The sequence below is a fragment of the Ruminococcus sp. NATIVEDY160 genome (genome assembly GCF_045819885.1).
GTDB lineage: Bacteria > Bacillota > Clostridia > Oscillospirales > Acutalibacteraceae > Ruminococcoides.
In genome coordinates this window covers 1,448,830-1,470,403 of record NZ_CP162391.1, presented here as the reverse complement: position 1 = coordinate 1,470,403, position 21,574 = coordinate 1,448,830, and the positions used below count along the sequence as shown (strand labels likewise).

The window sequence follows — 21,574 nt, the reverse complement described above, 5'->3', positions numbered from 1 at the left end:
CGCCTGCAACAGCGAAAGAAGTGAAACAGAAACCACGGCAGTAACGGCAACTCAATGGTCGTGTTCTACGGCTCCAACACATGGGCATATACACGCCTAGGACATATCACAGACAAAACACAGGCAGAGTTGACGGAGCTGCTTTCAAACGGCAACGTAACAATTACACTCAGTCATTAATCGGAGGGCTTTATGAAAAAAATCATTGTTGCACTATTGCTGATCAGTACGTTTGTTTTTTCCGCTTGTACCAACGCACAGAATAATGACGCAAAAGGAACAACCTCAGACAGCAGCACATCAAAAACAGACGCTGATGATACAAATTACGACCCATATTCCGTTGAGAACCGCTATGACATTCCAGACAGCTATTTTGAAAAGAAAAGCGGCGTGGATTACGGAACCGTACAAACGGACGTGACTTATTATTCGACAACGGCGGGGGATAACAAGCAGTGCAATATTCTTCTGCCTGCGGGCTATGATGAGAACCAAACCTACCCGGTGATGTATATTTTCCACGGCTTTGGCGGCAGCCACAGCGATCAGATCGATACAGATTCATATGTGACCCTGCTCTACGGCAATATGTTGAACGACGGATTGACTGTGCCGATGATTCTTGTCAACGTGGATATGTACACCGACAAGCAGTCCGATAAGGAAAACAAGACCGAGGAACAACTTCGTTACATATACGACAAAGCGATCGATGACGTCGCGGTGGACTTAATGCCGTATATAGAGAAAAACTATCCCGTCAGAACAGGCAGAGAATACACAGCCGTTGCAGGTATGAGTGAAGGCGGTGCGAAATCACTCTGCACAGGCTTCAAATGGCTCGATAAATTCGGCTATATTGCGGGATTCGCGCCCGATACCGGCGTGATTCCAACCGAATACTATAAAGGCACTTTCTGGAATACGCCCGTGTTTGAGGAATTTCCTCAGCCGACAGCCGAAACAAAGCCGTATTATCTTTATATGGCGGTCGGCAGCGAAGATCCGTGGAATATCGACTGTACACAGTATTATCATCAGGTTCTCGATGAAATGGGCGTTAAGAATCAGACAGATCTGGCTGACGAATATGGACATGATTATAAATTCTGGAGACAGTGCTTCTATAATTATCTGAGGAAAATTTTCAAATAACAGGAGGAACAGGCAATGATGAAAACAGCAGAGTTGGTATTAACGCAGGATTGGGACAAGACCTTCCCTAAGAGCGACAGGGTAGACCACAGCAAGGTGACATTCATCAACCGCTACGGCATCACTCTCGCGGCGGATATGTATGTGCCGAAAAACGCGGAGGGCAGGCTGCCCGCTATCGCTGTTTCTGGACCCTTCGGTGCGGTCAAGGAGCAGTGCTCGGGATTGTACGCGCAGACAATGGCTGAGCGGGGTTTTCTGACGATTGCCTTTGACCCGTCCTTTACGGGTGAGAGCGGCGGTCAGCCAAGATATATGGCGTCCCCCGACATCAACACCGAGGACTTTATGGCGGCGGTGGATTTCCTTTCATTACATGATAAGGTCGACCCCGACAGAATCGGCATTATCGGTATCTGCGGCTGGGGCGGTATGGCGATCAACACAGCCGCGCTTGACACGAGAATCAAGGCGACGGTTGCCTCCACTATGTACGACATGAGCCGCGTCAACGCGAAGGGGTATTTTGACAGCGAGAATAACGAAGAAGCGCGTTACAAGCTTAAAGCCGCAATCAACGCGCAGCGCTTGGAGGACTATAAAAACGGCAGCTACAAACGCGCGGGCGGTGTGATTGATCCTTTGCCCGACGACGCGCCGTTCTTTGTAAAAGATTACCACGACTACTACAAGACAGACCGCGGCCATCATCCGCGCTCGCTCAATTCCAACGACGGCTGGAATATGGTCGGCTGTCAGTCGTTTATCAATCAGCCGATTTTGCAGTACTTAAACGAAATCAGAAGCGCGGTTCTGATCATTCACGGCGAAAAGGCGCACTCCTGCTATTTCAGTAAGGACGCTTATGAAAGTATGACAAAGGACAGCAAATACACGGAAAACAAAGAACTGCTCATTATTCCCGACGCGGTGCATACCGACCTTTACGACGGCGGCGGAAAGAACGCGATCCCGTTTGATAAGCTGGAAGCATTTTTCAGAGAATATTTGTAAGGAGAGAGCTATGGCTAAAAAAGTATTGATTATCAGCACGAGTATTCGCCCGAACAGCAATTCCGAAATTCTCGCCAACGCATTTGCCGACGGTGCGAGGACTTCCGGAAACGAAGTAGAGCTGATTTCGCTGAAGAATAAAACAATCGATTTTTGTAAGGGTTGTTTTGCCTGCCAGAAGCTCGGTCACTGCGTCATCAAGGATGACGCGAACGCGATTACAGAAAAGATGCTTAACGCCGATGTGATCGTCTGGGCGACGCCGATTTATTACTATGAAATGAGCGGTCAGATGAAAACAATGATCGACCGCGCCAATCCTCTATTTACGCTCGATTACCGTTTCCGCGACGTTTATCTTCTCACAACGGCTGCAGAGGATGAAGCGTATGTTGATGAAGGCGCTTTGAAAGGCGTACAGGGCTGGATCGACTGCTTTGAAAAAGCTCGCTTTGCCGGAAAGGTCTTTGCCGGAGGCTTTACTGTTCCGAAGGAGATAGAGGGCAGTACGAAACTGAAAGAAGCTTTTGAGATGGGCAAGGCAATTTCATAAAAGTACGAGAAATATCTGAGATAAAAAATGGCTCTTCCATAGAACCAGTGGTTAAGAAATTGCAGTCTAGTAGAAAAATACTGATAAATCAATAAAACGCATTTATTCCACGGTCTATTGACAATGAGCCTCTATGCATATGGTATTCCGTCAGCGCAGGCAAGCCATGTAAATGGGCTGCTGCCCGGCATTTAGCCTACCATATGCATACTCATTGTCAATAGCTTTCGCGGCATAAACGCGGGTTTTATCTACCCACACTTTCTAGTGAAGCCTCTAAAAAATGAGCAGGACGGTTTAATTTGATGCCCTGCTCGTTTATTTTTTTAAGCTGTTACTAATAAATTATTTCGCAAATTGCAATAGCAAGTTGCAACAGTTTTTGAGTCTGTAGTAGATCGCCGCGAGTTTTCCTCACTCGTCGCTACGCTCCTCCCTCGAAAAACTCGCGGCGACGCGGCTCACGCGGCAACATATATGCGGTCGAGTTCCTGCTCGAACAGCTCTTCCGGGGTTCTGTAGCCCAGAATCTTTCTGGGCAGGTTGTTGATTTTATCCGCAAAGTAGAGGATGTCATCAGCGCTGTAGTCGTCAATGCTTTTGCCCTTCGGTATAAATCTGCGCAGCATTTTGTTGTGGCACTCGTTAGTTCCCTTTGCAGTACCGCTGGTTTTGCAGACATTTTTAGTGTTTGCGATTGCGTATCTTGCATGCAAGATATTGAGGCTGCCACATGATATTGCGTCGCCCGCTGGAATGATTGGCGCCTCGAACTCCTTCGAGCTTGCTGTCGCTGTGGCGATCGCGTTGTTCGGCACCACCTCTCCTGCAGCGCTGGCGACGAGAGTAGGTGTGCTGACGGAGGTTCCCGTAATGCTGTTCATGGTCAGCATTGCCAATAAGACGAAAAGCGTTTTCAGAAATAATGATAACCGGTAATAGGAAATACCTATTAGCAGATGTCTTGACAAATTCATAGAATAGTGTGATAATAGTATTGCAGATAAACCTACTAAGTTAGTAGGAGAACTATGCAATATGATTCCGCTAAGTAAGGAGCACTATGGATGAAAACCTATAAAAAGATTACCGACCTGATCGGAAATACACCTTTGTTAGAGCTTGAGAATTACGGAGAGTATCAAAATCTCGGCGCAAAGATATTCGGAAAGCTGGAATATTTCAATCCCGCCGGCAGCGTCAAGGACAGAATCGCCAAGGCGATGATCGACGACGCTGAGGCAAAGGGCGTGTTAAAGCCCGATTCAGTCATCATAGAGCCGACGAGCGGCAACACGGGTATCGGTCTTGCGGCGGTAGCGGCTGCGAGGGGATACAAGGTTATTCTGACTATGCCCGAGACTATGAGCGTCGAGAGAAGGAATCTTCTCAAGGCTTATGGCGCGCAGGTTGTTCTGACACCCGGCGTGAATGGCATGAAGGGCGCGATTCAGAAGGCGCAGGAGCTTGCTGCGGAAAACGAAAACAGCTTTATCCCCAGCCAGTTCACGAACGCGGCAAATCCGAGCGCGCACCGCAGCACAACCGGTCCCGAAATCTGGAATGACACAGACGGCAAGGTGGATATATTTGTTGCAGGAGTCGGAACAGGCGGAACAGTTTCGGGTGTCGGCGAATATCTGAAAAGTCAGAATTCCGATGTAAAAATAGTCGCGGTAGAGCCTGCGGGTTCGCCTGTGCTTTCCGGTGAGAAGCCAGGTCCGCATAAGATCCAGGGCATTGGCGCCGGCTTCGTTCCCGAGACGCTGAATACAGACGTTTATGACGAGATTATCAAGGTTGAGAATGAGGACGCCTTCAAAACAGGCAGGATCCTCGCCAAAAAAGAAGGCTTGCTTGTCGGAATTTCTTCAGGCGCGGCTGTATGGGCAGCGGCTCAGCTCGCTAAGCGTCCCGAGAACAAGGGCAAAATCATCGTAGCGCTTCTTCCCGACACGGGCGAACGCTATTTATCCACACCGATGTTTACAGAATAAGAGGTTATCAAAATGCTTTATCTCAGCAACGCAAAACTGAACCGTTTTTCAGCTGAAATCGCCGCCGTGCGTTTCGGCAGCGTTGCTATGCCCATGTGCTGTTGTGTTTGTATGATGCATACAGGCGGCATAGCGCGATGTTGAGACATCATATACAGCTATCGTTTCACCGCCTGTTTGCGCTTTCGTAAGCAGGCGGTATTTTATGTTTAAAAGAGGGTTGAATATGACTGAAACAAGAGAAAGCACTACTGCTAAGCTTTGCTCCTTTGCCCGCGCCTATCATTCCAATACAGGCAGACAGAAGATTTTTGACGATTACCTCGCTTATGATCTGATGGGCAAGGAGGAATATGAGGAAATCGGTCAGCTGATTGAAAATGACTTTGAATCGGAGCAACTGAGTATCAACTATTCGTTCAGCTCAAAGAGGATTATTGAGAAGCTGAATCGCTATATCGCGCCGATACCGCTGTCGCGTATCGCTTTCGCGGAGAATAAGCTGCTGGAATTTGCGCAAAAGCACGGGAAATGCCAGTACGTCGTTTGCGGCGCGGGCATGGATACCTTTGCCTTCCGCAACGGCAATCCCGATATTCATGTTTTTGAGCTTGACCACCCAAATACGGGCAGATACAAGCGTGAGAGAGTGAAGCAGCTCGAGTGGAACATTCCCGACAATCTGACCTTTGTGCCGATTGATTTTTCTACCGATAACATGACTCAAGCGCTTCTTGACGCGGGCTTTCAGCCTGATGTGCCGTCGTTTTTTGCTATCCTCGGCGTGTCCTATTACCTGACGCTTCCGGTATTCGCGCAGACGATAGGCGAAATCAGCGGTCTTTGCACTGCGGACAGCCAAATCGTCTTTGATTATCCCGACGAAACAACACTGAGCGGTTCAGGCGCGGAGCGCGTCCATACGCTCGCGGAAATCACCGAAAAGCTCGGTGAGAAAATGATGCACGGCTACTCGTTCCGCGAGATCAGCGAAACGCTGGAGCGTTACAGCTATGAGATAGAGGATCATGAAACGCCACAGATGATCGAGCGGCAGTATTTTGAAAACAGAACGGACGGCATCACGGCGTTTGAAAACATCCATTTCATTTTGGCGGACAGGAGGGAGAGCGTATGAACAAAATCGCAAGCTTTACCGTCAACCATGACAAGTTAGATAAGGGAATGTATCTCTCTCGGACGGACGGTGACGTAATTACCTACGATATTCGCATGAAAAAACCAAACGGCGGCGATTATCTCGGCAACGGCGCGCTGCACACCTTTGAGCATCTTTTCTCGACCTATGCGCGCAACAGCAGATTTTCGGACAGCGTAATTTATGTAGGCCCGATGGGGTGCAGAACAGGTTTTTATTTTCTTGTAAGGAATAATATTTCACACACACAGGCAATCGCTCTTGTTAAGGAGAGCTTTGAATATATCGCGCGGTTCAGCGGCGAAATACCCGGAGCCAAACGGGAGGAATGCGGCAACTACCGCGAGCAGGATTTGAACGGCGCAAAAGAAACGGCAAAAGATATGCTGTCAGTTTTACAAAACTGGACAGCAGAAGATTTGAAATACAAGGAGTAATCATTATGGCTAATTATAAAAAAATCGAGTCCGCACTGATTCACGGCGGCATTTCAACAGACGAATTCACGGGAGCGGTCAATGTACCGATTTACCAGACCTCAACCTATCAGCAGAGCGGCTTGGGTGAGGAACCGAAGTGGGAGTACTCCCGCACAGGCAATCCCACGCGGGCGGCATTGGAATCGCTTATTGCTGAGCTGGAGCACGGCAAGGCAGGTTTTGCCTTCGGCTCGGGCATGGCGGCAATCACAGCGGTGCTCAGTCTGTTTGAATCGGGCGACAAAGTCCTGATTTCAAGCAATGTCTACGGCGGCACCTTCCGCGTGCTCGACAAGGTTTTCAACCACTTCAATATCGGCTATTCAATTGAGGACACAACAGATTTGGAGGCTCTCGAAAAGAAAATTACAAGTGATGTCAAGGCGATCCTCGTCGAAAGTCCCGCTAATCCGCTGCTGACGATCACCGACCTTGCGGCAGTCGCTGCGCTTGCTAAAAAGCATGGAATCCTTTCGATTGTTGACAACACCTTTATGACGCCGTACCTGCAAAGACCGATTGAACTGGGCGTGGACATCGTTGTCCACAGCGCGACAAAATACCTCGGCGGTCACAGCGACGTAGTGTCCGGCTTGGTCGTAGTCAATGACGACGAGCTGGCGCAAAGACTCGCGTTTATCCAGAACTCCACAGGCGGCGTTCTCGGTCCCTTCGACAGCTTTTTACTGATAAGAGGTATCAAGACCCTCGGAGTGCGTCTTGACCGTCACGTTGAGAACGCCGAAAAAGCCGCGGCATTCCTTCAGAACCACAGGGCTGTCAAGAAGGTCTACTATCCCGGCTTGCCCGACGCGCAGGGCTACGAAATAAACAAGCGTCAGGCGAAAAACGGCGGTGCAATGATTTCATTCGAGCTTTACGAAAACTACAATATTAAGAAATTTTTCAAGTCACTCAAGCTTGTTGCACTCGCGGAAAGTCTCGGCGGCGTTGAGAGTCTTGTCTGCCATCCCGCAAGCATGACGCACGCGTCAATTCCATATGAGGTGCGCCAGAAGGTCGGCATTACCGACGGCTTGATCAGACTATCCATCGGCATTGAAAATATCGACGACATTCTCGCCGATTTGGAACAGGCGATTGCGGAAAGCGAGGAATAATCATGGCACTCTACAACGATATGCAGGAGCTTATCGGCAACACGCCGCTTGTAAAGCTCAATCATCTCGATCTCCCTGACGGCGTTAATCTCTACGCGAAGCTGGAACTTTTCAATCCGTCGGGCAGCGTCAAGGATAGAATCGGAAAATATATGATAGCCGACGCGGAGCGGCGCGGTATTCTCAAAAAGGGCGGCACAATCGTCGAGGCGACCGCAGGCAACACAGGTCTCGGCATAGCCTTTGCCGCGCTGAATAAGGGCTACAAAATCATCCTTGTGGTGCCGACCAAGTTTTCACAGGAAAAGCAGACGCTTCTCCGCGCGCTCGGAGCGGAGATCATCAACACCCCGCGCGAGGGCGGTATGCTCGGTGCGTGGGATAAGGCGGAGGAAATCCGCCAATCCATTCCGGGCGCGGTAACGCTCGAGCAGTTCAAGAATCAGGCGAATCCGCAGGCTCACTACGAAACGACAGGCAGAGAGATATATGAGGATCTGAACGGTCAGATAGACTATCTCGTTGCAGGCGCAGGCAGCGGCGGCACATATTCGGGTGTAGTTAAATTTCTGAAAGAGAAAAATAAAAACATCGTCGGCGTGCTTGCCGACCCCGAAGGTTCCACAATGGGCGGCGGTGAACACGGCGACTACAATATTGAGGGCATCGGCAACGACTTCATCGCCGATACGATGGATATGTCCCTTGTCGATAGGGTTGTAAAGATGAATGACGGCGAAGCTTTTGACGGTGCGCGCGAGCTTGCCAAAAAGGAAGGAATCTTTGCGGGTTCCTCGTCGGGAGCGGCGCTTGCTGCGGCGAAAAAGCTTATTGAAAGCGGCGCGCGCGGCAATATCGTGATTATCCTGCCCGATCGCGGCGACCGTTATTTCACAAAGCATTTGTATGAATAAAATTGGGAGTAAGAAATGCCGATTATTGATTTTCACGCGCACATTTATCCGAATAAAATAGCCCAAAAGGCGACGAATGCCACCGCGGACTTTTACGGCATATCGCCTGCATGTATCGGCACGGGTGACGAGCTGCTGAGGGAGGGCAAAATAGCCGGTATTGATGAATTTGTCCTCCTTCCCGTTGCGACAAAGCCTGAGCAGGTACGTCACGTCAACGAGTTTATTCTCGGTGAAACAGCCGCGCATAAGGAATTTCACGGATTCGGCACGCTGCACCCCGATTGCGAAAACATAATGGAAGAAGCCGAATATATTCTTAACTCAGGGCTTAAGGGCATCAAACTGCACCCCGACACTCAGCGTTTCAATACTGATGACAAGAGATTGTTCGAGGTCTATGAAGCGGTTCAGGGAAAGCTGCCGCTGCTTGTGCACTGCGGCGATAAGAGATTTGATTTTTCCCATCCCGCGCGGCTGAAACGTGTTATAGACAATTTCCCGAAATTACAGGTCATCGCCGCCCATCTGGGCGGCTGGTCGCTGTTCGGGGAAGCCTTTGCTTTACTGAGGGATACAGACTGCTTTCTTGATATTTCGAGCTGCACCATGTTTTTACCGCCCGAAAGAGTGTCGCGGTACATCGCGGGCTACGGCGCTGACAGGATCTTGTTCGGAACTGATTTTCCTCTTTGGAACCCCAAAACCGAGGTTGATTCCTTTCGGAAGCTGCCGCTGTCTGCGGAAGAATTTGATAAAATCGCGTACAAAAACGCGCTTCGTATCTTAAAAAACCAATAGGCAAAACCTATTACCTACTATACCTATCGGATATTGGACATTTAACAAAAACCATGATAAAATATAATCACTGAAACGAAAGGAGAGAGCATCATGACCATGCGTTATTCAACGTGTTGTAATACTATTATGTGTACGATGCAAAAGGGATATTTCTGCGTTGTGGCATGCTGTGCGCTCCGAATGTGAAGGGCAATTCTGCGTTTCACTGAGGAAGTCAGCGCATGACTTCCGTTTTTTTATGCCCAAAACGGGCAGAAAGGGAGTAATCAAATGAAAAAAGTATTAATCGTCTGTATCATCGCGCTTGTCGCCGCGTTCAGCGTGACAGGCTGCGCGTCGACAAACGCATCAAACGAGAGCAGTCACAGCGAAAGCACAACGCACGACTGCTGCAAGGACAAAGAAGCGACTGATTCCGAGGTTCCAGATTGCTGCAAGAGCAAGGAACACGCGGATAACGATACATCAAAAACCTCAGATGTTCCCGACTGCTGTGCGGGAGACTGATAAAGATAAATTGATCAACACATTTAGAAAGGGAAATAAAAATGAAAAAAAGAATTCTCGCGGCTCTTTTCGCCGCCACACTGACATTAACCGCTTTTGCGGGTTGTAATACAGCTTCATCAGACTCAACCTCCGAGAACTCCGCTTCCGCAAGCACTGCAAAGGAGTCCGGAACGGAAGCAGCAAAGGCAACGCTCGAAAAAACAAGCTTCAACCTCGGACACCTAAATTCCACCGCTCACCTGCTCGGCTTTGTTGCCAAGGAGGAGGGCTATTTTGAGGAAGAGGGACTTGACGTTACTCTCACGCTGTTTTCATCTGCCGCGGAGCTTTCGAGCGGTCTTGAATCCGAAAAGCTCGACGTTGCCTTTATCGGTTCTGTTCCCGCGCTGACATTCCAGAGCAAGGGACACGACCTGACTATCTTCGGCGGTGAGATGACCAACGGTCACGGTTATGTGATCAAGCCGGAGTACGTCGAGGGCAAAACCGACTGGGACGTTTCGATTCTCAAGGGCAGAAACGTCGCTTCCGTCAAGAACTCCGTACAGGACGCGGAGCTGCAGATCCTGTTAAAGGATAAGAATATAAAGATCGGCGAGGGGGAGGACAAGGTCAATATCGTCTACTTCGACAGCCAGAAGGACGCCTATAACGCTCTCAAGAATGACACCATCGACGCGGCTTCGGCGTATTCACCATACACCTCGCTTGCCGAGAGTCAGGGCTACAAGATCGTCTACCGCTGCTCCGAGGAAGAGCTCCTCAAGAATCAGCCTTGCTGCCGTCAGGTCGCCACAACCGAGGCGCTTTCCAAATATCCCAACTCCTACAATGCGTTTGAGCGCGCACTGATCAAGGCGTACAAGTTCACACAGGAGAACAAGGAGCAGACCGTCAAGGACGTAAAAAAGTACATTGACATTGAGGAAAACCTGATCAACACCGAGGTGTACGGCGGCTACGGAACCTCAGTTCCCGATCCCGACAAGCAGGGTACCGTTGCTCTCAAAAACTCCATTGTGGAGCTGGGCTACACCGAGGACTACGACATCGATAAGCTCTATAACACAGAGATATACAAGAATGCTTTGGCAAGCCTGATCAAGGAAAACCCCGGCGATAAAATCTACGCGGAGCTTCAGGAGCATTTCGACAAATACGAATAACAAAACATATCCGGGATGAAGGTTTATGAGTAAGATAGAAATCAAAAATTTAACGGTTGACTATACCGAGAAGAAGAACCGCTTTACAGCCCTGAGGGACGTCAGCTTTTCGATCGAAGAGGGCGAGTTCGTCAGCATCATCGGCTCGAGCGGCTGCGGAAAGAGCACGCTGCTCAGCATTCTGGAGGGTATCAATTTCCCGACCTCGGGAGAAATCCTGATAGACGGCGAGCCGATCAAGGGTACGGGCACCGACCGAGGCGTCGTATTTCAGCACTATTCGCTGTTTCCGTGGATGACCGCAAGGAAGAACGTCGCTTTCGGTGTGAAGCAGGTCAATAAGTCCGCTTCCAAGGCGGAACGTCTGCAAATCGCGGACGAGTTTCTCGAAAAGGTCGGACTGGAAAACTTCAAAAACAAATATCCCTCACAGCTTTCGGGCGGCATGCAGCAGCGTGTTGCAATCGCGAGAGCGCTCGCAATGGACACGGACATTCTTCTGATGGATGAACCGTTCGGTGCAATCGACGCGAAGAACCGCACCATTCTGCAGGAGCTTCTGCTAGAGCTTTGGGAGGGCGACGGCACAAGCCCGAGAAAAACCGTTGTGTTTGTCACTCACGACATTGACGAGGCAATCCTGCTTTCGGATAAGATTGTGATGATGACCGCTCATCCCGGTCAGGTATACAAAGAGATAGAGGTTCCATTTGCACGCCCGAGGAATCGCGCGCAGCTTGTTCAGACAAAGGAATACAACAAGTTCCGCAACAGGCTGCTCGCGATGTTCTACAGCGACATTGTGAACAAGATCGGCGGAGAGGAGGTCGTGCTGTAATGACTCTCAAAAAACGTTATCTCAGAACGGTACATTTCCTGTTTATCGCGCTGCTGCTCGTTCAGCTCCTGCCGGACAAACTGACCACGGACACCTACGCCGGCTATGTGATATGGTTCGCCGTCGGAGTGGAGATCCTGACGCTGATTGTGTCGGCACTGATCAAAAAGCCGCTCGGACTGACTCTGTTCGTGGATATCGTCAGCTTTATATACGGTTTGCTGATTGCATGGACGCTGGCGACGGCAAAATTCAATTTGCTGAAGCCCTCGTTGTTTCCGCCGCCCGGAAGAGTTTTCTGGCAGCTCATCGGCGACTACGAAAAAATATTCACGAACATTCTCAGCTCGGTCGGCATTATTTTGCAGGGTTACCTGTTGGCAGCTGCCGTTGCGATCATTCTCGGATTGCTGCTCGGTTCAAGCGAACGACTCGGCAACGTCGCGACTTATCTTGCAAAGTTCTTAGGCGCGATCCCGCCGATCGTATACATTCCATACGGCATCGCGCTGCTGCCAACCTTCCGTTCGGTATCGGTTTTTGTCATCTTTCTGGCGACCTTCTGGCCTGTGCTGGCAGGTACCATGAGCGGCGTGATGAACGTTGACAAAAAGACGCTCGATTCCGCGAGGGTACTCAACGTCAACCGATTCACCATGCTGTTTTCCGTTATTCTGCCCGCGTCGCTGCCGCAGATTTTCATCGGCTGCAATCAGGGACTGACTGTTTCGTTTGTCCTGCTGACTTCGGCGGAGATGATCGGCGCACAGAGCGGACTCGGCTTCTACATCAAAAACTACTCTGATTTCGGCGACTACACACGCACGCTCGTCGGCTTGATCGTGATTGGCATCGTGATTGTCGTCATTTCATTCGGATTCAATAAGATTCAAAAATACCTGCTTCGCTGGAAGCACTGAGGGGGCGAAAGCATGACAGAAATATTATGGCACGGCAGGGGAGGACAGGGAGCCTTCACCGCCGCAAGACTTCTCGGCGACGCTTATTCGCTCAAGGATAATGCGTACGCGCTGGCGTTCCCGTCCTTCGGACCCGAGCGCAGAGGAGCGCCGATCAGGGCGTTTACCAAGCTCGACCAAAAGCCGATCGGCAACCGCAGCGAAATCACAAAATCCAACTACAGTATTTTTCTGGACGACACGCTTTTCAGCGCGAAGTCATTCCGCGAGCTGAAGCAGAACGGAAAAATTCTTTTAAATACAAAAAAAAAGCTCGACGACCCGCGCGTAATAACGCTCGACGGAGACAGCATAGCGGCGCGGATTCTGGGACTTCCTATCACAAACACAATATTGCTTGGCGCGTTCGCGGCAATCTCGAATGAAATTTCTTTAGAGGAAATATATGAAGCGATTCGACAGACAATGCCGCGCCGTCTGCATGAGAAGAATATCGCCGCCGTCAAAGCGGCATATGAGGAGGTCGTCGCATGAAGCCGTATCTGAGGGATTTCGTTCCGAACGCCTTTGAGGATATTCCCGACGCGACCGCATATGAGGCAGGCTATCTTGTCACAAAGAACGCGGGCTGGCGCAACGTCCGTCCCGTAATTGACGCGCAAAAATGCGTCGGCTGCTTGAATTGTTATCTGTATTGTCCCGACGGTGTGATTTACCGCGAGGGAAGCAGTGTGGCAATCGACTACGATTTTTGCAAGGGCTGCGGTATCTGCCGCAAAATCTGTAAAATAGGCGCGATAGAGATGGAGGCGGAAAAGTAAATGGCAAAAGCATTTTTATCAGGCAACGAGGCATTTGCTTACGGTGTGCGGCTGGCGCGTCCGCAGGTGATTTCCGCTTATCCGATAACGCCGCAGACGATCGTGGTGGAGAAGCTCTCCGAATTTGTTGAGGACGGCAGCCTGAACGCGGAATTTATTCATGTGGAATCCGAGCATTCGGCGCTGTCCTGCGCGATAGGCGCGTCCTCAGTCGGCGCGAGAGCCTTTACCGCGACGTCCTCTCAGGGCTTGCTCTATATGGCGGAGTGCCTGCCGTACGCGGCAGGCGGACGGTTCCCGATCGTTATGATGAACGCGAACCGCTCGACCGCGCTGCCGTGGAATATCTACGGCGACCAGCGTGATTCGCTCTCGCAGCTCGACAGCGGCTGGATCCAGGCTTTCGCCGAAAACGCGCAGGAGGCGCTTGACCTTGCGCTGATGAGCTTCTACATCGCGGAGCACAAAAACGTCAGCACACCATTCATGGCTAATCTCGACGGCTTTGTTCTAACCCATACCTACGAGGTCGTTGACGTGCCCACATCGGAACAGGCGAACGCGTTTCTGCCAAAGTACGAAACAGAGAACAAGCTCGATTTGCAGCATCCAAGAAACCTCGCTTTTTCGGCAGGACCCGACACAAATACCATTTTCAAATACAAGGAGCACATCGGGATATTGAACTCAAAGTCTGTTATCAAGGAAGCCGAGGACAGATTTGAAACCATTTTCGGCAGGCGATACAGCGGTTTGACCGAGAGCTACCGAACCGAGGACGCGGATTATATCATAATCACGCTCGGAAGTATCGCGGGACTTGTCCGCGAGGTTGTGGACGCACTCAGACAAGAGGGCAGACGCGTCGGTCTGCTGCGGCTGCGATATCTCCGTCCGTTCCCGAATGAAGAAATCGCGAATGCCGTCAAAAACGCCAAGGCAGTAGCGGTTCTGGAAAAGGACATCTCCTTCGGTAACGAGGGCACGGTCTACACGAACGTCAATTCCGCGCTGCAGAAGGCAGGAATTAATATTCCAAATTCGAATTATATCGGAGGCCTCGGCGGCAAAAATATTTCCGCAGAAGAAATAAGAACAATCTTTGACGAGTTGAAATCACAAAAATCAGCGGTGAAATTTTTAGGGATAGGCGGTGTAGCAAATGGCGGTTAACGCAAAGAATCTGAACGAAACAGAGTTTTTTTACGGTCACAAGGCGTGCGCGGGCTGCGGCGGCAGCTTAGCTGTCAGAATCGCCTTGAAGGTTCTCGGTGAAAACGCCGTCGCCGTTCTTCCCGCAGGCTGTATGTCGGCGGTCGGCTTCAACTTTCCGCAGCTTTGCTTCGGCAACAATGCCATAATCTCAACCTTTGCGGGAACCGCTTCCATGCTGACGGGCGTTGAAGCAGGGCTGAGAGCGCAGGGCATTACCGACTTTCACGCTGTAGGCTTTGCGGGAGACGGCGGCACGGCGGATATCGGTTTGCAGGCGCTTTCGGGCGCGATTGACCGCAACGACGATATTCTTTATATCTGCTATGACAACGAAGCCTATATGAATACGGGCATTCAGAAAAGCTCGCTGACCCCGTTTGGGGCGAGAACGACAACGACTCCCGCGGGAAAAAACATCCGAGGCAACCTCAGACCGAAGAAAAACCTGTTTGAGATCGTCGCCGCCCACGGGATTCCTTACGCCGCCACCGCAAGCGTCGGATATCTCAACGACTTCATGCGCAAGGTGGAGAAGGCAAAGAGCATAAAGGGCACAAAATACATTCACATTCTCGCACCGTGTCCCACGGGCTGGGGTGTGAAAACAGATGAAACAGTGGATATCGCCAAAGAGGTGGTAGACTGCGGTCTGTGGTACCTTGCCGAGTATGAAAACGGCGCTTTCACACTGAATCATCAGCCAAAGGAGTTTTCAAGCGTTGAAAGCTACCTCAGAAAACAAAGCCGTTTCAAGCACTTAACGGCGGAGGATATAGAAATCATCACACAGTCCCGCGATGCGAAGTGGGAGTTTATTCATAAAAATTTTAATTGAGTAATAAGGAGTAATCAGCAATGAGCAGAGATATAAACAATAAATACTGGGATGAGGAGCTTGAAACCTTACCCCGTGAGGAATTGGAAAAAAGACAGCTTGCGGATTTGCAGGAAATTGTAAAATTCGCTTATGATAACGCGCCGTATTACAAGCGCTCATTTGACGAGGCAGGCGTAAAGCCCGAGGACATCAAAACCCTCAAGGATATTCAGAAATTCCCCTTTATCAACAAGAAAACCCAGCGAGATACCCAGGGCGTCGGTTCCTTCCTCGGCGAGCTGGCGGCAGTGCCCGAGGAGGACGTTGTATTTATCTCGACCTCGTCAGGTTCCACAGGCGTTCCCACCATGAGCCCGTTCACCAAGAAGGACTTCGATGAATTCCAGGACACCGAGAGCCGTTGGTTCTGGCAGGTCGGCATACGTCCGACTGACCGCTATGTTCACGCGCTCAACTTCTCGCTCTATGTCGGCGGTCCCGACGTAATCGGCGCGCAGAACCTCGGCGCGCTGTGCATCTGGGGAGGTACGCTTCCCAGCGAACGACTGCTTTTCGTTCTGAAAACCTATCAGCCGACAGTAATCTGGACGTCTCCGTCCTACGCATGGCAGCTTGGAGAAAAGGCGCTCAAGAGCGGCATTGATCCGAAAAAGGACTTGAATATCAAGAAAATCATTGTTGCAGGCGAACTGGGCGGCTCGATTGAAGCCACAAGAAAAGCGATCGAGGATATCTGGGGCGCGGAGGTTTACGACTTCTACGGTCTGTCCGACATCTTTGGAGCGTGTGCCGCAATGTGCGAAGCGAAGGACGGTCTGCACATCGCCGAGAACCATATTTTAGTTGAAACCATCGATATCCATACGGGCGAAATCCTCGAGCCCGGTCAGGTAGGCGAGCTTGTATTTACAACTCTCCGCAAGCACGCGCGTCCGCTGATTCGTTTCCGCACAGGCGACATCGGCTGGATCGACAACAGCAAGTGCTCCTGCGGCAGAACGCACGGAAGAATCCACATTCTGGGCAGAAAGGACGATATGTTCATCGTATCAGCTGTTAACGTATTCCCGAGCGACATCGAGGCGGTTATCCGCGAGCATGAGGGTATCACGGGCGAGTATCTTATCCGTATCTTTGAGAAGGACTTCACCAATAAATATGCCGTTGAAATCGAGAAGAATGCCGACAATACTAAGTCTGACGACGAGGTGGCTGCAGAGGTGACAGCGGCTCTGAAGGCGCGTATCGGTGTAAAGCCCGCGAGGGTTGTGGTTCATCCTGACGGCGGACTTGATACACGCTCAGAGCATAAGTCCAGACGCGTGATCGACGAGCGCACCCTTGACTATAACATCTGATTTGAGTATAATTAGCTAAGCAAAATACAAAGATGGAGGCAGCCATATGCCCGCACTATCCAAACGAACCGAAACATTCACCGACTCGGTCATCAGGCGCATGACGCGCATTTCAAACAAATACGGCGCGGTGAATCTCTCTCAGGGCTTTCCTGATTTTGAACCGCCGCGCGAGCTGCTCGACAGACTCGCCGAGGTCACCAGAGAAGATTTTCACCAGTATTCCATCACCTGGGGCGCGCAGAATTTCCGTGAAGCGCTTGCGAGAAAGCAGTCGCACCTGATGGGAGTTGACATAGACCCGAACGAAAATATTGTCGTGACCTGCGGCAGCACCGAGGCGATGATGGCGGCGATGATGACCGTCACAAATCCCGGGGATAAGGTAATAGTGTTCTCACCGTTCTACGAAAATTACGGTGCTGACACGATTCTCTCGGGAGCGGAGCCGATATATGTGCCGCTCTATCCTCCCAAATTTAATTTCAATCCTGACGAGCTGGAGGCGGCGTTCAGACAGAAACCAAAGGCGCTGATTCTCTGTAACCCGTCCAATCCCAGCGGCAAGGTTTTCACCCGTGACGAGCTGCAAATCATTGCGGACTTAGCGGAGAAATACGACGCTTTCGTAATTACCGACGAGGTGTATGAGCACATCATATACGAGCCGTATCATCACACATATTTTGCTTCATTGCCAAATATGTGGGAGCGCACGATATCTTGCTCATCGCTTTCCAAGACCTATTCCATAACAGGCTGGCGGCTTGGCTATATCATCGCGCCTCCGCATATCATCGATGTTGCAAAAAAGGTTCATGATTTCCTGACAGTCGGCGCGGCTGCTCCGCTGCAGGAGGCTGCTGTTGTCGGACTTAACTTCGGCGACGATTACTACAAACATCTTCAGAATAAATACACCGAAAAGCGAGATCTGTTCCTGAAAGGACTCGATGATATCGGTATCGTCCACACCGTACCGCAGGGCGCGTATTATATCTTGCTGGATATCTCGGAGTTTGGCTATAAAAGCGACCTCGAATTCTGTGAGGTACTGGCAAGAGATGTCGGCGTAGGTGCCGTACCGGGATCGAGCTTTTTCCGCGAGGACGTCAATCACCTGATTCGCCTGCACTTCGCCAAAAAGAACGAGACTCTCAACGAAGCGCTCAACCGACTGGAATATATCAGGGCGAAAATCAAAAGGAAATAAATGAATAGGAAAAATAAAATCCGAACCAATCTCCAACCGGAGAAAGGTTCGGATTTTTTATTTTGTACCGGAAACCAGATTTGAACCTGCATGAAATTGCTTACACGTGGACTTGAGGGCCACACCCGTTCGGTGAATCTCGATTTCCCGCATGGTTATGGGGTTTTTGACAGTTTAGCATAGAAGAAAAAGTTAGTCAAGCGGTTTTACGAGTTCCAATCTTCTTCCGTTTCCGCGAGCTTTGCGTTAAGCGTATCGCGCAGATTGATCAACGAATGCAAGGAGAATTATTTAGATAATAACGGCAGTTCATATTCATCATATCTGACAGGCTCGCCAATATGATAGGGATTGCCGAAATCTGCGAGAAAACGCTGGATTTCAGTAACGTCGTATATATTAACGCTTCCGTCTCCGTTGACGTCGCAAGCCGTTATCTGAAAATTATCGGGCATATTATAATCCGCGATGTATTTTTGTATCATTGTCGCGTCTGAAATCGTTATCTCTCCGTCGCCGTCCGCGTCGCCGAGTAAGACGCCGTCTTTGCGTTCGGTATAGTAAGAATCCATTAACGGAAAAACCAGCGCGGCGGACATTGTGCGCAGATGTTCGTTTGATTTTTTGCCGGATGATGAAAAATAGCTGTCGCTGTAATAGAAGGTCTGCTCGCCCGGATCGAAGCCGTCAAAGGTCGTCATGGTAAACGTGCCTTTCATTAGCGCATCCTCCGGCTCAGCCGCGTATACCGCCGGTACAAAGGCTGCCGTCAGAATCAGCACCAACAGCAGACATACTGTCTTTTTTGAGTAAAATAAAAAGCGTTTCATTTGACTTGATTTCCTTTCCATTCTTTTATGAATGGTTGATGTCAGAAGCATCTATACCTATCATCATTATATTGTATTTTGATGCAGCTTTCAAGAGAGTGTTCCGAAATGGAACACTCTCTTGCAGATCATGAAATATTCAGATTTTCGGGCAGGGAACGTGTATTATGAAAACAGCAGAACAGCCTCCGATACGGTGCCCTTGACTGACGCCGTATCGGAGGTTGTTTTATTCTCCTGTAACGGATTCCGCATTTGTACTCTTGTGAAACAGGCAAACCGCTTGGGGTGATCACCTTTTTTCGTAAGTGAGAATCTTGTCAAAGCCTGTCGCCGCCTCGATATTTTTAACAGCCGCTTCTATTTTAAGCTCCGTCATGATGCTCCTCTGTTCCGGCATTATCTGCAGGACCGTTGTATTTCAGACCGAGCATCGTCAGGCCGTCAAACTGGGGCGCTTCTTTGACAAAAGTGTCAACAGCAGCGCGGACGCCCGCCAGTACATCCTTCTGCGAAGCGTCTCCGGGGATAGCGTTGAGGGCTTCAACAGTGCGGTCAGTGCCAAAGAGTTCATTGTTCGCGTCAGTAGCCTCGGCAACACCGTCGGTATAAACAAATATGCTGTCACCCTTTTTGAGTGTAATCTCAGTGTTTTTGTATTTTGCCGTCGGCATAGCTCCGATCGCCAGACCGTGCTTGTCTTTCAGCAGCTCGTATCTGCCGTTGATATTGATGATCGGGTATTCATGGCCGGCGCTTGCTGTGGTGAGCTTGCCTGAGCTGATTTCAAGTATGCCCAGCCATACAGTCACGAACATATTGGCGTCGTTGTTGGCGTTGACCTGTTTGTTGACTCTACCGAGTATCTCCGCCGGAGTGCCGCCCATAAGGGCATGGTCGTTGATAAGAATTTTTGAGGACATCATAAACAGTGAAGCCGGAATACCCTTTCCGGATACGTCTGCTATCACCAGCGCAAGATGATCTTCTTCTGTTGTGGGCTTGTACATTCTTCACCCTAACAATGTCGGACGCTGCGGGCATATCTGCAACGCGAGCTTCGCCGTTTCATCATCCTGCCGCGGACAGCATATCGGCGAAAAGCTTGTCCTTGACTGTATTCAAAAGGAAAAAACAGCATTAACATGAGAAAAAATTATCCGGTCTTGCCAGATTTTTTGCATTGAAAACTCCCTTGAACTGCGGTAGCATGAAATAGGCGGCAACGCCAAATTCAATGAAGGGAGCTTTGTTATGAAGCGATTCTCAAAAATCTTATCCATCGGTCTTTCGGCTGTGATGCTTATTTCCGGTTCATCCGTATTGGCAGGGGCAGCGACTTACAAAAATGCGGTATACTGCTCGGGTGCAAACTGCAAAAACGTCCGGTACATCATGGACCAGATAAAGAACGGTAAATGCTGCGATTGGAGCATGCTGCAGAAAATCAGCGGCGGTTATTGTCCCGAGGGTAATTGCAGTGTGGACAAGTCTGCCCAAGAACCTGCGGAACAGCCGACAAAACCTGTTGCGGAAATTGTCAAGCCGCAGGATTCTGAGTTTAACGCGGCATATGAGGCGGAGGTCGTTCGGCTGGTTAATGAAGAACGTGCAAAGTACGGACTTGCGGCTTTGATTCAGGACGATGGGGCGCAGAACGTGGCTCATGTCAGGGCGAAGGAGATTGTGCAGTCATTCTCGCACACACGGCCTGACGGAAGCTCTTGCTTTACGGCGGCTTCGGATCTGGGCGTGACATATCGCTCGGCAGGCGAGAACATCGCCTACGGTTATGCGACACCTGCTCAGGTTGTAAACGGCTGGATGAATTCTGAAGGTCACAGAAAGAACATACTTTCCGCGTCCTACACAAAAATCGGTGTCGGCAGTTATTCCGCAAACGGAGTAATGTACTGGTCACAGTTTTTTATCGGCTGATTAATCGAAATAATCGCAGGCAGATAACCGCTTGGCTATCTGCCTGCGTGTTTTTTACTTTCCGCTTTTCAGCCGTTTATCGGTTGCCTTTGCGAGCTTAGTGCCTACGCTCTGGAAAAGCTGAACGAGGAGCACAAGAATTACGACGGCAACAAGCATAACAAGATATTTATACCGGTAATATCCATAGTTAATGGCGATTTTTCCGAGACCTCCGCCGCCGATGATGCCGCTCATTGCGGTGTAGCCGAGAACCGTGGTGACGGCAATGGTGAAGTTGGATATCAATGATGGAACGCTCTCTGGTATCATCACCTTGACGATGATCTGCAGCGGCGATGCACCCATGCTCTGCGCAGCCTCAATGATATTCGGATTGACCTCGCGCAGGCTGCTTTCTACGAGCCGCGCTACAAACGGGAACGCGGCGATCACAAGCGGTACGATTGACGCTGTTGTGCCGACGATCGTGCCCACAATCAGACGGGTAAGAGGAAACACCAGAATCATTAATATCAGGAACGGAACCGAGCGCAGCACGTTGATCAGTACGTTCAGAAAGCCCATGACAGGCTTTGGGATCGGCAGTATACCGTCCTTTTCGCCAACCACCAGCAGCACGCCGAGCGGCAGTCCGATGACTATCGCGAAAAATGTTGCGGTGACAGTGACATAGAAGGTTTCCCAGAGCGCCAGAGGCATATCATTGCACATGATTTCCCATGTTT

Annotated in this window: 24 protein-coding genes and 3 pseudogenes; 23 read left to right on the top strand and 4 right to left on the bottom strand. The window is 50.2% G+C overall.

What is annotated here, in order from left to right; genetic code table 11:
• The first annotated feature begins 54 nt into the window (after window positions 1-54).
• Genes AB1I49_RS07245 through AB1I49_RS07230 form a run of 4 tightly spaced genes read left to right on the top strand, consistent with a single transcriptional unit; the run spans window position 55 to window position 2,725 of the window.
• Window positions 55-180: a cyclophilin-like fold protein gene (locus AB1I49_RS07245; protein ID WP_407720548.1), complete on the top strand. Its 126-nt coding sequence runs from the start codon at window positions 55-57 to the stop codon at window positions 178-180.
• A 12-nt stretch (window positions 181-192) separates the two neighbouring features.
• Window positions 193-1,158 carry an alpha/beta hydrolase gene (locus tag AB1I49_RS07240; RefSeq protein WP_407720547.1) on the top strand — a complete coding sequence of 322 codons (966 nt, stop codon included), beginning with the start codon at window positions 193-195 and terminating at the stop codon, window positions 1,156-1,158.
• Window positions 1,159-1,176: 18 nt separating this feature from the next.
• Window positions 1,177-2,172 (top strand): alpha/beta hydrolase, encoded by a 996-nt coding sequence (locus tag AB1I49_RS07235; RefSeq protein WP_407721651.1) that lies wholly within the window; start codon window positions 1,177-1,179, stop codon window positions 2,170-2,172.
• Between the two features lie 10 nt (window positions 2,173-2,182).
• Window positions 2,183-2,725, top strand: a complete 543-nt coding sequence (locus tag AB1I49_RS07230) for a flavodoxin family protein (RefSeq protein ID WP_201426519.1) — start codon at window positions 2,183-2,185, stop codon at window positions 2,723-2,725.
• 461 nt (window positions 2,726-3,186) lie between these two features.
• On the opposite strand, the pseudogene AB1I49_RS07225 reads toward AB1I49_RS07230, so the two are convergent.
• Window positions 3,187-3,393: pseudogene (locus AB1I49_RS07225) on the bottom strand (IS30 family transposase); the annotation flags it as partial.
• Here AB1I49_RS07225 and AB1I49_RS07220 point away from each other — a divergent pair.
• The 17 genes and pseudogenes from AB1I49_RS07220 to AB1I49_RS07140 form a co-directional block, all read left to right on the top strand.
• Window positions 3,371-3,664, top strand: a pseudogene (locus tag AB1I49_RS07220) (arsenic resistance protein); the annotation flags it as partial. The pseudogenes AB1I49_RS07225 and AB1I49_RS07220 overlap by 23 nt on opposite strands.
• Window positions 3,665-3,792: 128 nt before the next feature.
• Complete coding sequence (cysK, locus tag AB1I49_RS07215) at window positions 3,793-4,722, top strand: cysteine synthase A (RefSeq protein ID WP_405318378.1); 930 nt, start codon at window positions 3,793-3,795, stop codon at window positions 4,720-4,722.
• Between the two features lie 226 nt (window positions 4,723-4,948).
• On the top strand, window positions 4,949-5,860 hold the full coding sequence (locus AB1I49_RS07210; RefSeq protein WP_316612047.1) for a class I SAM-dependent methyltransferase: 912 nt from the start codon (window positions 4,949-4,951) through the stop codon (window positions 5,858-5,860).
• Complete coding sequence (locus tag AB1I49_RS07205; protein WP_316612049.1) at window positions 5,857-6,318, top strand: S-ribosylhomocysteine lyase; 462 nt, start codon at window positions 5,857-5,859, stop codon at window positions 6,316-6,318. The genes AB1I49_RS07210 and AB1I49_RS07205 overlap by 4 nt, the downstream gene beginning before the upstream one ends.
• 5 nt (window positions 6,319-6,323) lie before the next feature.
• Window positions 6,324-7,481, top strand: a complete 1,158-nt coding sequence (locus AB1I49_RS07200) for a trans-sulfuration enzyme family protein (protein ID WP_316612050.1) — start codon at window positions 6,324-6,326, stop codon at window positions 7,479-7,481.
• 2 nt (window positions 7,482-7,483) lie between these two features.
• The gene (locus AB1I49_RS07195; protein ID WP_407720546.1) at window positions 7,484-8,395 is read left to right on the top strand and encodes a PLP-dependent cysteine synthase family protein; all 912 of its coding nucleotides are present in this window, start codon (window positions 7,484-7,486) and stop codon (window positions 8,393-8,395) included.
• A gap of 15 nt (window positions 8,396-8,410) precedes the next feature.
• Window positions 8,411-9,196 (top strand): amidohydrolase family protein, encoded by a 786-nt coding sequence (locus tag AB1I49_RS07190; protein WP_316620689.1) that lies wholly within the window; start codon window positions 8,411-8,413, stop codon window positions 9,194-9,196.
• A 273-nt stretch (window positions 9,197-9,469) separates the two neighbouring features.
• Complete coding sequence (locus AB1I49_RS07185) at window positions 9,470-9,706, top strand: hypothetical protein (RefSeq protein ID WP_316612053.1); 237 nt, start codon at window positions 9,470-9,472, stop codon at window positions 9,704-9,706.
• Window positions 9,707-9,747: 41 nt separating this feature from the next.
• A complete protein-coding gene (locus tag AB1I49_RS07180; protein ID WP_407720545.1) occupies window positions 9,748-10,875 on the top strand; it encodes an ABC transporter substrate-binding protein in 1,128 nt (375 codons plus the stop codon).
• 25 nt (window positions 10,876-10,900) lie between these two features.
• Window positions 10,901-11,713 (top strand): ABC transporter ATP-binding protein, encoded by an 813-nt coding sequence (locus tag AB1I49_RS07175; RefSeq protein WP_316610537.1) that lies wholly within the window; start codon window positions 10,901-10,903, stop codon window positions 11,711-11,713.
• Window positions 11,713-12,633, top strand: coding sequence for an ABC transporter permease (locus AB1I49_RS07170; protein ID WP_316610538.1), 921 nt, complete (start codon window positions 11,713-11,715; stop codon window positions 12,631-12,633). The genes AB1I49_RS07175 and AB1I49_RS07170 overlap by 1 nt, the downstream gene beginning before the upstream one ends.
• Window positions 12,634-12,645: 12 nt before the next feature.
• Window positions 12,646-13,167: a 2-oxoacid:acceptor oxidoreductase family protein gene (locus tag AB1I49_RS07165; RefSeq protein ID WP_316610539.1), complete on the top strand. Its 522-nt coding sequence runs from the start codon at window positions 12,646-12,648 to the stop codon at window positions 13,165-13,167.
• Window positions 13,164-13,454: a 4Fe-4S binding protein gene (locus AB1I49_RS07160; protein WP_316610540.1), complete on the top strand. Its 291-nt coding sequence runs from the start codon at window positions 13,164-13,166 to the stop codon at window positions 13,452-13,454. The genes AB1I49_RS07165 and AB1I49_RS07160 overlap by 4 nt, the downstream gene beginning before the upstream one ends.
• Entirely contained in the window at window positions 13,455-14,627 is a 1,173-nt protein-coding gene (locus AB1I49_RS07155; protein WP_405318374.1) for a transketolase C-terminal domain-containing protein, read from the top strand.
• Window positions 14,617-15,504 (top strand): thiamine pyrophosphate-dependent enzyme, encoded by an 888-nt coding sequence (locus AB1I49_RS07150; protein ID WP_316610542.1) that lies wholly within the window; start codon window positions 14,617-14,619, stop codon window positions 15,502-15,504. Before AB1I49_RS07155 ends, AB1I49_RS07150 begins: the two co-directional genes overlap by 11 nt.
• Window positions 15,505-15,524: 20 nt before the next feature.
• The gene (locus tag AB1I49_RS07145; RefSeq protein ID WP_316610543.1) at window positions 15,525-16,865 is read left to right on the top strand and encodes a phenylacetate--CoA ligase family protein; all 1,341 of its coding nucleotides are present in this window, start codon (window positions 15,525-15,527) and stop codon (window positions 16,863-16,865) included.
• A gap of 46 nt (window positions 16,866-16,911) precedes the next feature.
• A complete protein-coding gene (locus tag AB1I49_RS07140; RefSeq protein ID WP_316610544.1) occupies window positions 16,912-18,078 on the top strand; it encodes a pyridoxal phosphate-dependent aminotransferase in 1,167 nt (388 codons plus the stop codon).
• Window positions 18,079-18,365: 287 nt separating this feature from the next.
• Here AB1I49_RS07140 and AB1I49_RS07135 read toward each other — a convergent pair whose 3' ends face one another.
• Window positions 18,366-18,908, bottom strand: a complete 543-nt coding sequence (locus tag AB1I49_RS07135) for a dockerin type I repeat-containing protein (protein WP_407720544.1) — start codon at window positions 18,906-18,908, stop codon at window positions 18,366-18,368.
• 365 nt (window positions 18,909-19,273) lie between these two features.
• Window positions 19,274-19,918: a PP2C family protein-serine/threonine phosphatase gene (locus AB1I49_RS07130; RefSeq protein ID WP_407720543.1), complete on the bottom strand. Its 645-nt coding sequence runs from the start codon at window positions 19,916-19,918 to the stop codon at window positions 19,274-19,276.
• Between AB1I49_RS07130 and AB1I49_RS07125 the strand changes: the two are divergent.
• Together AB1I49_RS07125 and AB1I49_RS07120 are read left to right on the top strand one after the other, a co-directional pair.
• A pseudogene (locus AB1I49_RS07125) lies at window positions 19,893-20,042 on the top strand (GNAT family N-acetyltransferase); the annotation flags it as partial. The gene AB1I49_RS07130 and the pseudogene AB1I49_RS07125 overlap by 26 nt on opposite strands.
• 120 nt (window positions 20,043-20,162) lie before the next feature.
• Complete coding sequence (locus AB1I49_RS07120) at window positions 20,163-20,846, top strand: CAP domain-containing protein (protein ID WP_316610046.1); 684 nt, start codon at window positions 20,163-20,165, stop codon at window positions 20,844-20,846.
• A gap of 54 nt (window positions 20,847-20,900) precedes the next feature.
• Here AB1I49_RS07120 and AB1I49_RS07115 read toward each other — a convergent pair whose 3' ends face one another.
• The gene (locus AB1I49_RS07115; RefSeq protein WP_407721649.1) at window positions 20,901-21,560 is read right to left on the bottom strand and encodes a methionine ABC transporter permease; all 660 of its coding nucleotides are present in this window, start codon (window positions 21,558-21,560) and stop codon (window positions 20,901-20,903) included.
• Between the last annotated feature and the right edge of the window lie 14 nt (window positions 21,561-21,574).

Coding starts and splice junctions, on each gene's coding strand:
- AB1I49_RS07210 (WP_316612047.1), top strand. CDS start 4,949: ATGACTGAAACAAGAGAAAGCACTACTGCTAAGCTTTGCTCCTTTGCC.
- AB1I49_RS07245 (WP_407720548.1), top strand. CDS start 55: ATGGTCGTGTTCTACGGCTCCAACACATGGGCATATACACGCCTAGGA.
- AB1I49_RS07160 (WP_316610540.1), top strand. CDS start 13,164: ATGAAGCCGTATCTGAGGGATTTCGTTCCGAACGCCTTTGAGGATATT.
- AB1I49_RS07235 (WP_407721651.1), top strand. CDS start 1,177: ATGAAAACAGCAGAGTTGGTATTAACGCAGGATTGGGACAAGACCTTC.
- AB1I49_RS07175 (WP_316610537.1), top strand. CDS start 10,901: ATGAGTAAGATAGAAATCAAAAATTTAACGGTTGACTATACCGAGAAG.
- AB1I49_RS07145 (WP_316610543.1), top strand. CDS start 15,525: ATGAGCAGAGATATAAACAATAAATACTGGGATGAGGAGCTTGAAACC.
- AB1I49_RS07120 (WP_316610046.1), top strand. CDS start 20,163: ATGAAGCGATTCTCAAAAATCTTATCCATCGGTCTTTCGGCTGTGATG.
- AB1I49_RS07200 (WP_316612050.1), top strand. CDS start 6,324: ATGGCTAATTATAAAAAAATCGAGTCCGCACTGATTCACGGCGGCATT.
- AB1I49_RS07205 (WP_316612049.1), top strand. CDS start 5,857: ATGAACAAAATCGCAAGCTTTACCGTCAACCATGACAAGTTAGATAAG.
- cysK (WP_405318378.1), top strand. CDS start 3,793: ATGAAAACCTATAAAAAGATTACCGACCTGATCGGAAATACACCTTTG.
- AB1I49_RS07135 (WP_407720544.1), bottom strand. CDS start 18,908: ATGAAACGCTTTTTATTTTACTCAAAAAAGACAGTATGTCTGCTGTTG.
- AB1I49_RS07155 (WP_405318374.1), top strand. CDS start 13,455: ATGGCAAAAGCATTTTTATCAGGCAACGAGGCATTTGCTTACGGTGTG.
- AB1I49_RS07240 (WP_407720547.1), top strand. CDS start 193: ATGAAAAAAATCATTGTTGCACTATTGCTGATCAGTACGTTTGTTTTT.
- AB1I49_RS07170 (WP_316610538.1), top strand. CDS start 11,713: ATGACTCTCAAAAAACGTTATCTCAGAACGGTACATTTCCTGTTTATC.
- AB1I49_RS07185 (WP_316612053.1), top strand. CDS start 9,470: ATGAAAAAAGTATTAATCGTCTGTATCATCGCGCTTGTCGCCGCGTTC.
- AB1I49_RS07130 (WP_407720543.1), bottom strand. CDS start 19,918: ATGTACAAGCCCACAACAGAAGAAGATCATCTTGCGCTGGTGATAGCA.
- AB1I49_RS07150 (WP_316610542.1), top strand. CDS start 14,617: ATGGCGGTTAACGCAAAGAATCTGAACGAAACAGAGTTTTTTTACGGT.
- AB1I49_RS07165 (WP_316610539.1), top strand. CDS start 12,646: ATGACAGAAATATTATGGCACGGCAGGGGAGGACAGGGAGCCTTCACC.
- AB1I49_RS07140 (WP_316610544.1), top strand. CDS start 16,912: ATGCCCGCACTATCCAAACGAACCGAAACATTCACCGACTCGGTCATC.
- AB1I49_RS07195 (WP_407720546.1), top strand. CDS start 7,484: ATGGCACTCTACAACGATATGCAGGAGCTTATCGGCAACACGCCGCTT.
- AB1I49_RS07190 (WP_316620689.1), top strand. CDS start 8,411: ATGCCGATTATTGATTTTCACGCGCACATTTATCCGAATAAAATAGCC.
- AB1I49_RS07180 (WP_407720545.1), top strand. CDS start 9,748: ATGAAAAAAAGAATTCTCGCGGCTCTTTTCGCCGCCACACTGACATTA.
- AB1I49_RS07115 (WP_407721649.1), bottom strand. CDS start 21,560: ATGTGCAATGATATGCCTCTGGCGCTCTGGGAAACCTTCTATGTCACT.
- AB1I49_RS07230 (WP_201426519.1), top strand. CDS start 2,183: ATGGCTAAAAAAGTATTGATTATCAGCACGAGTATTCGCCCGAACAGC.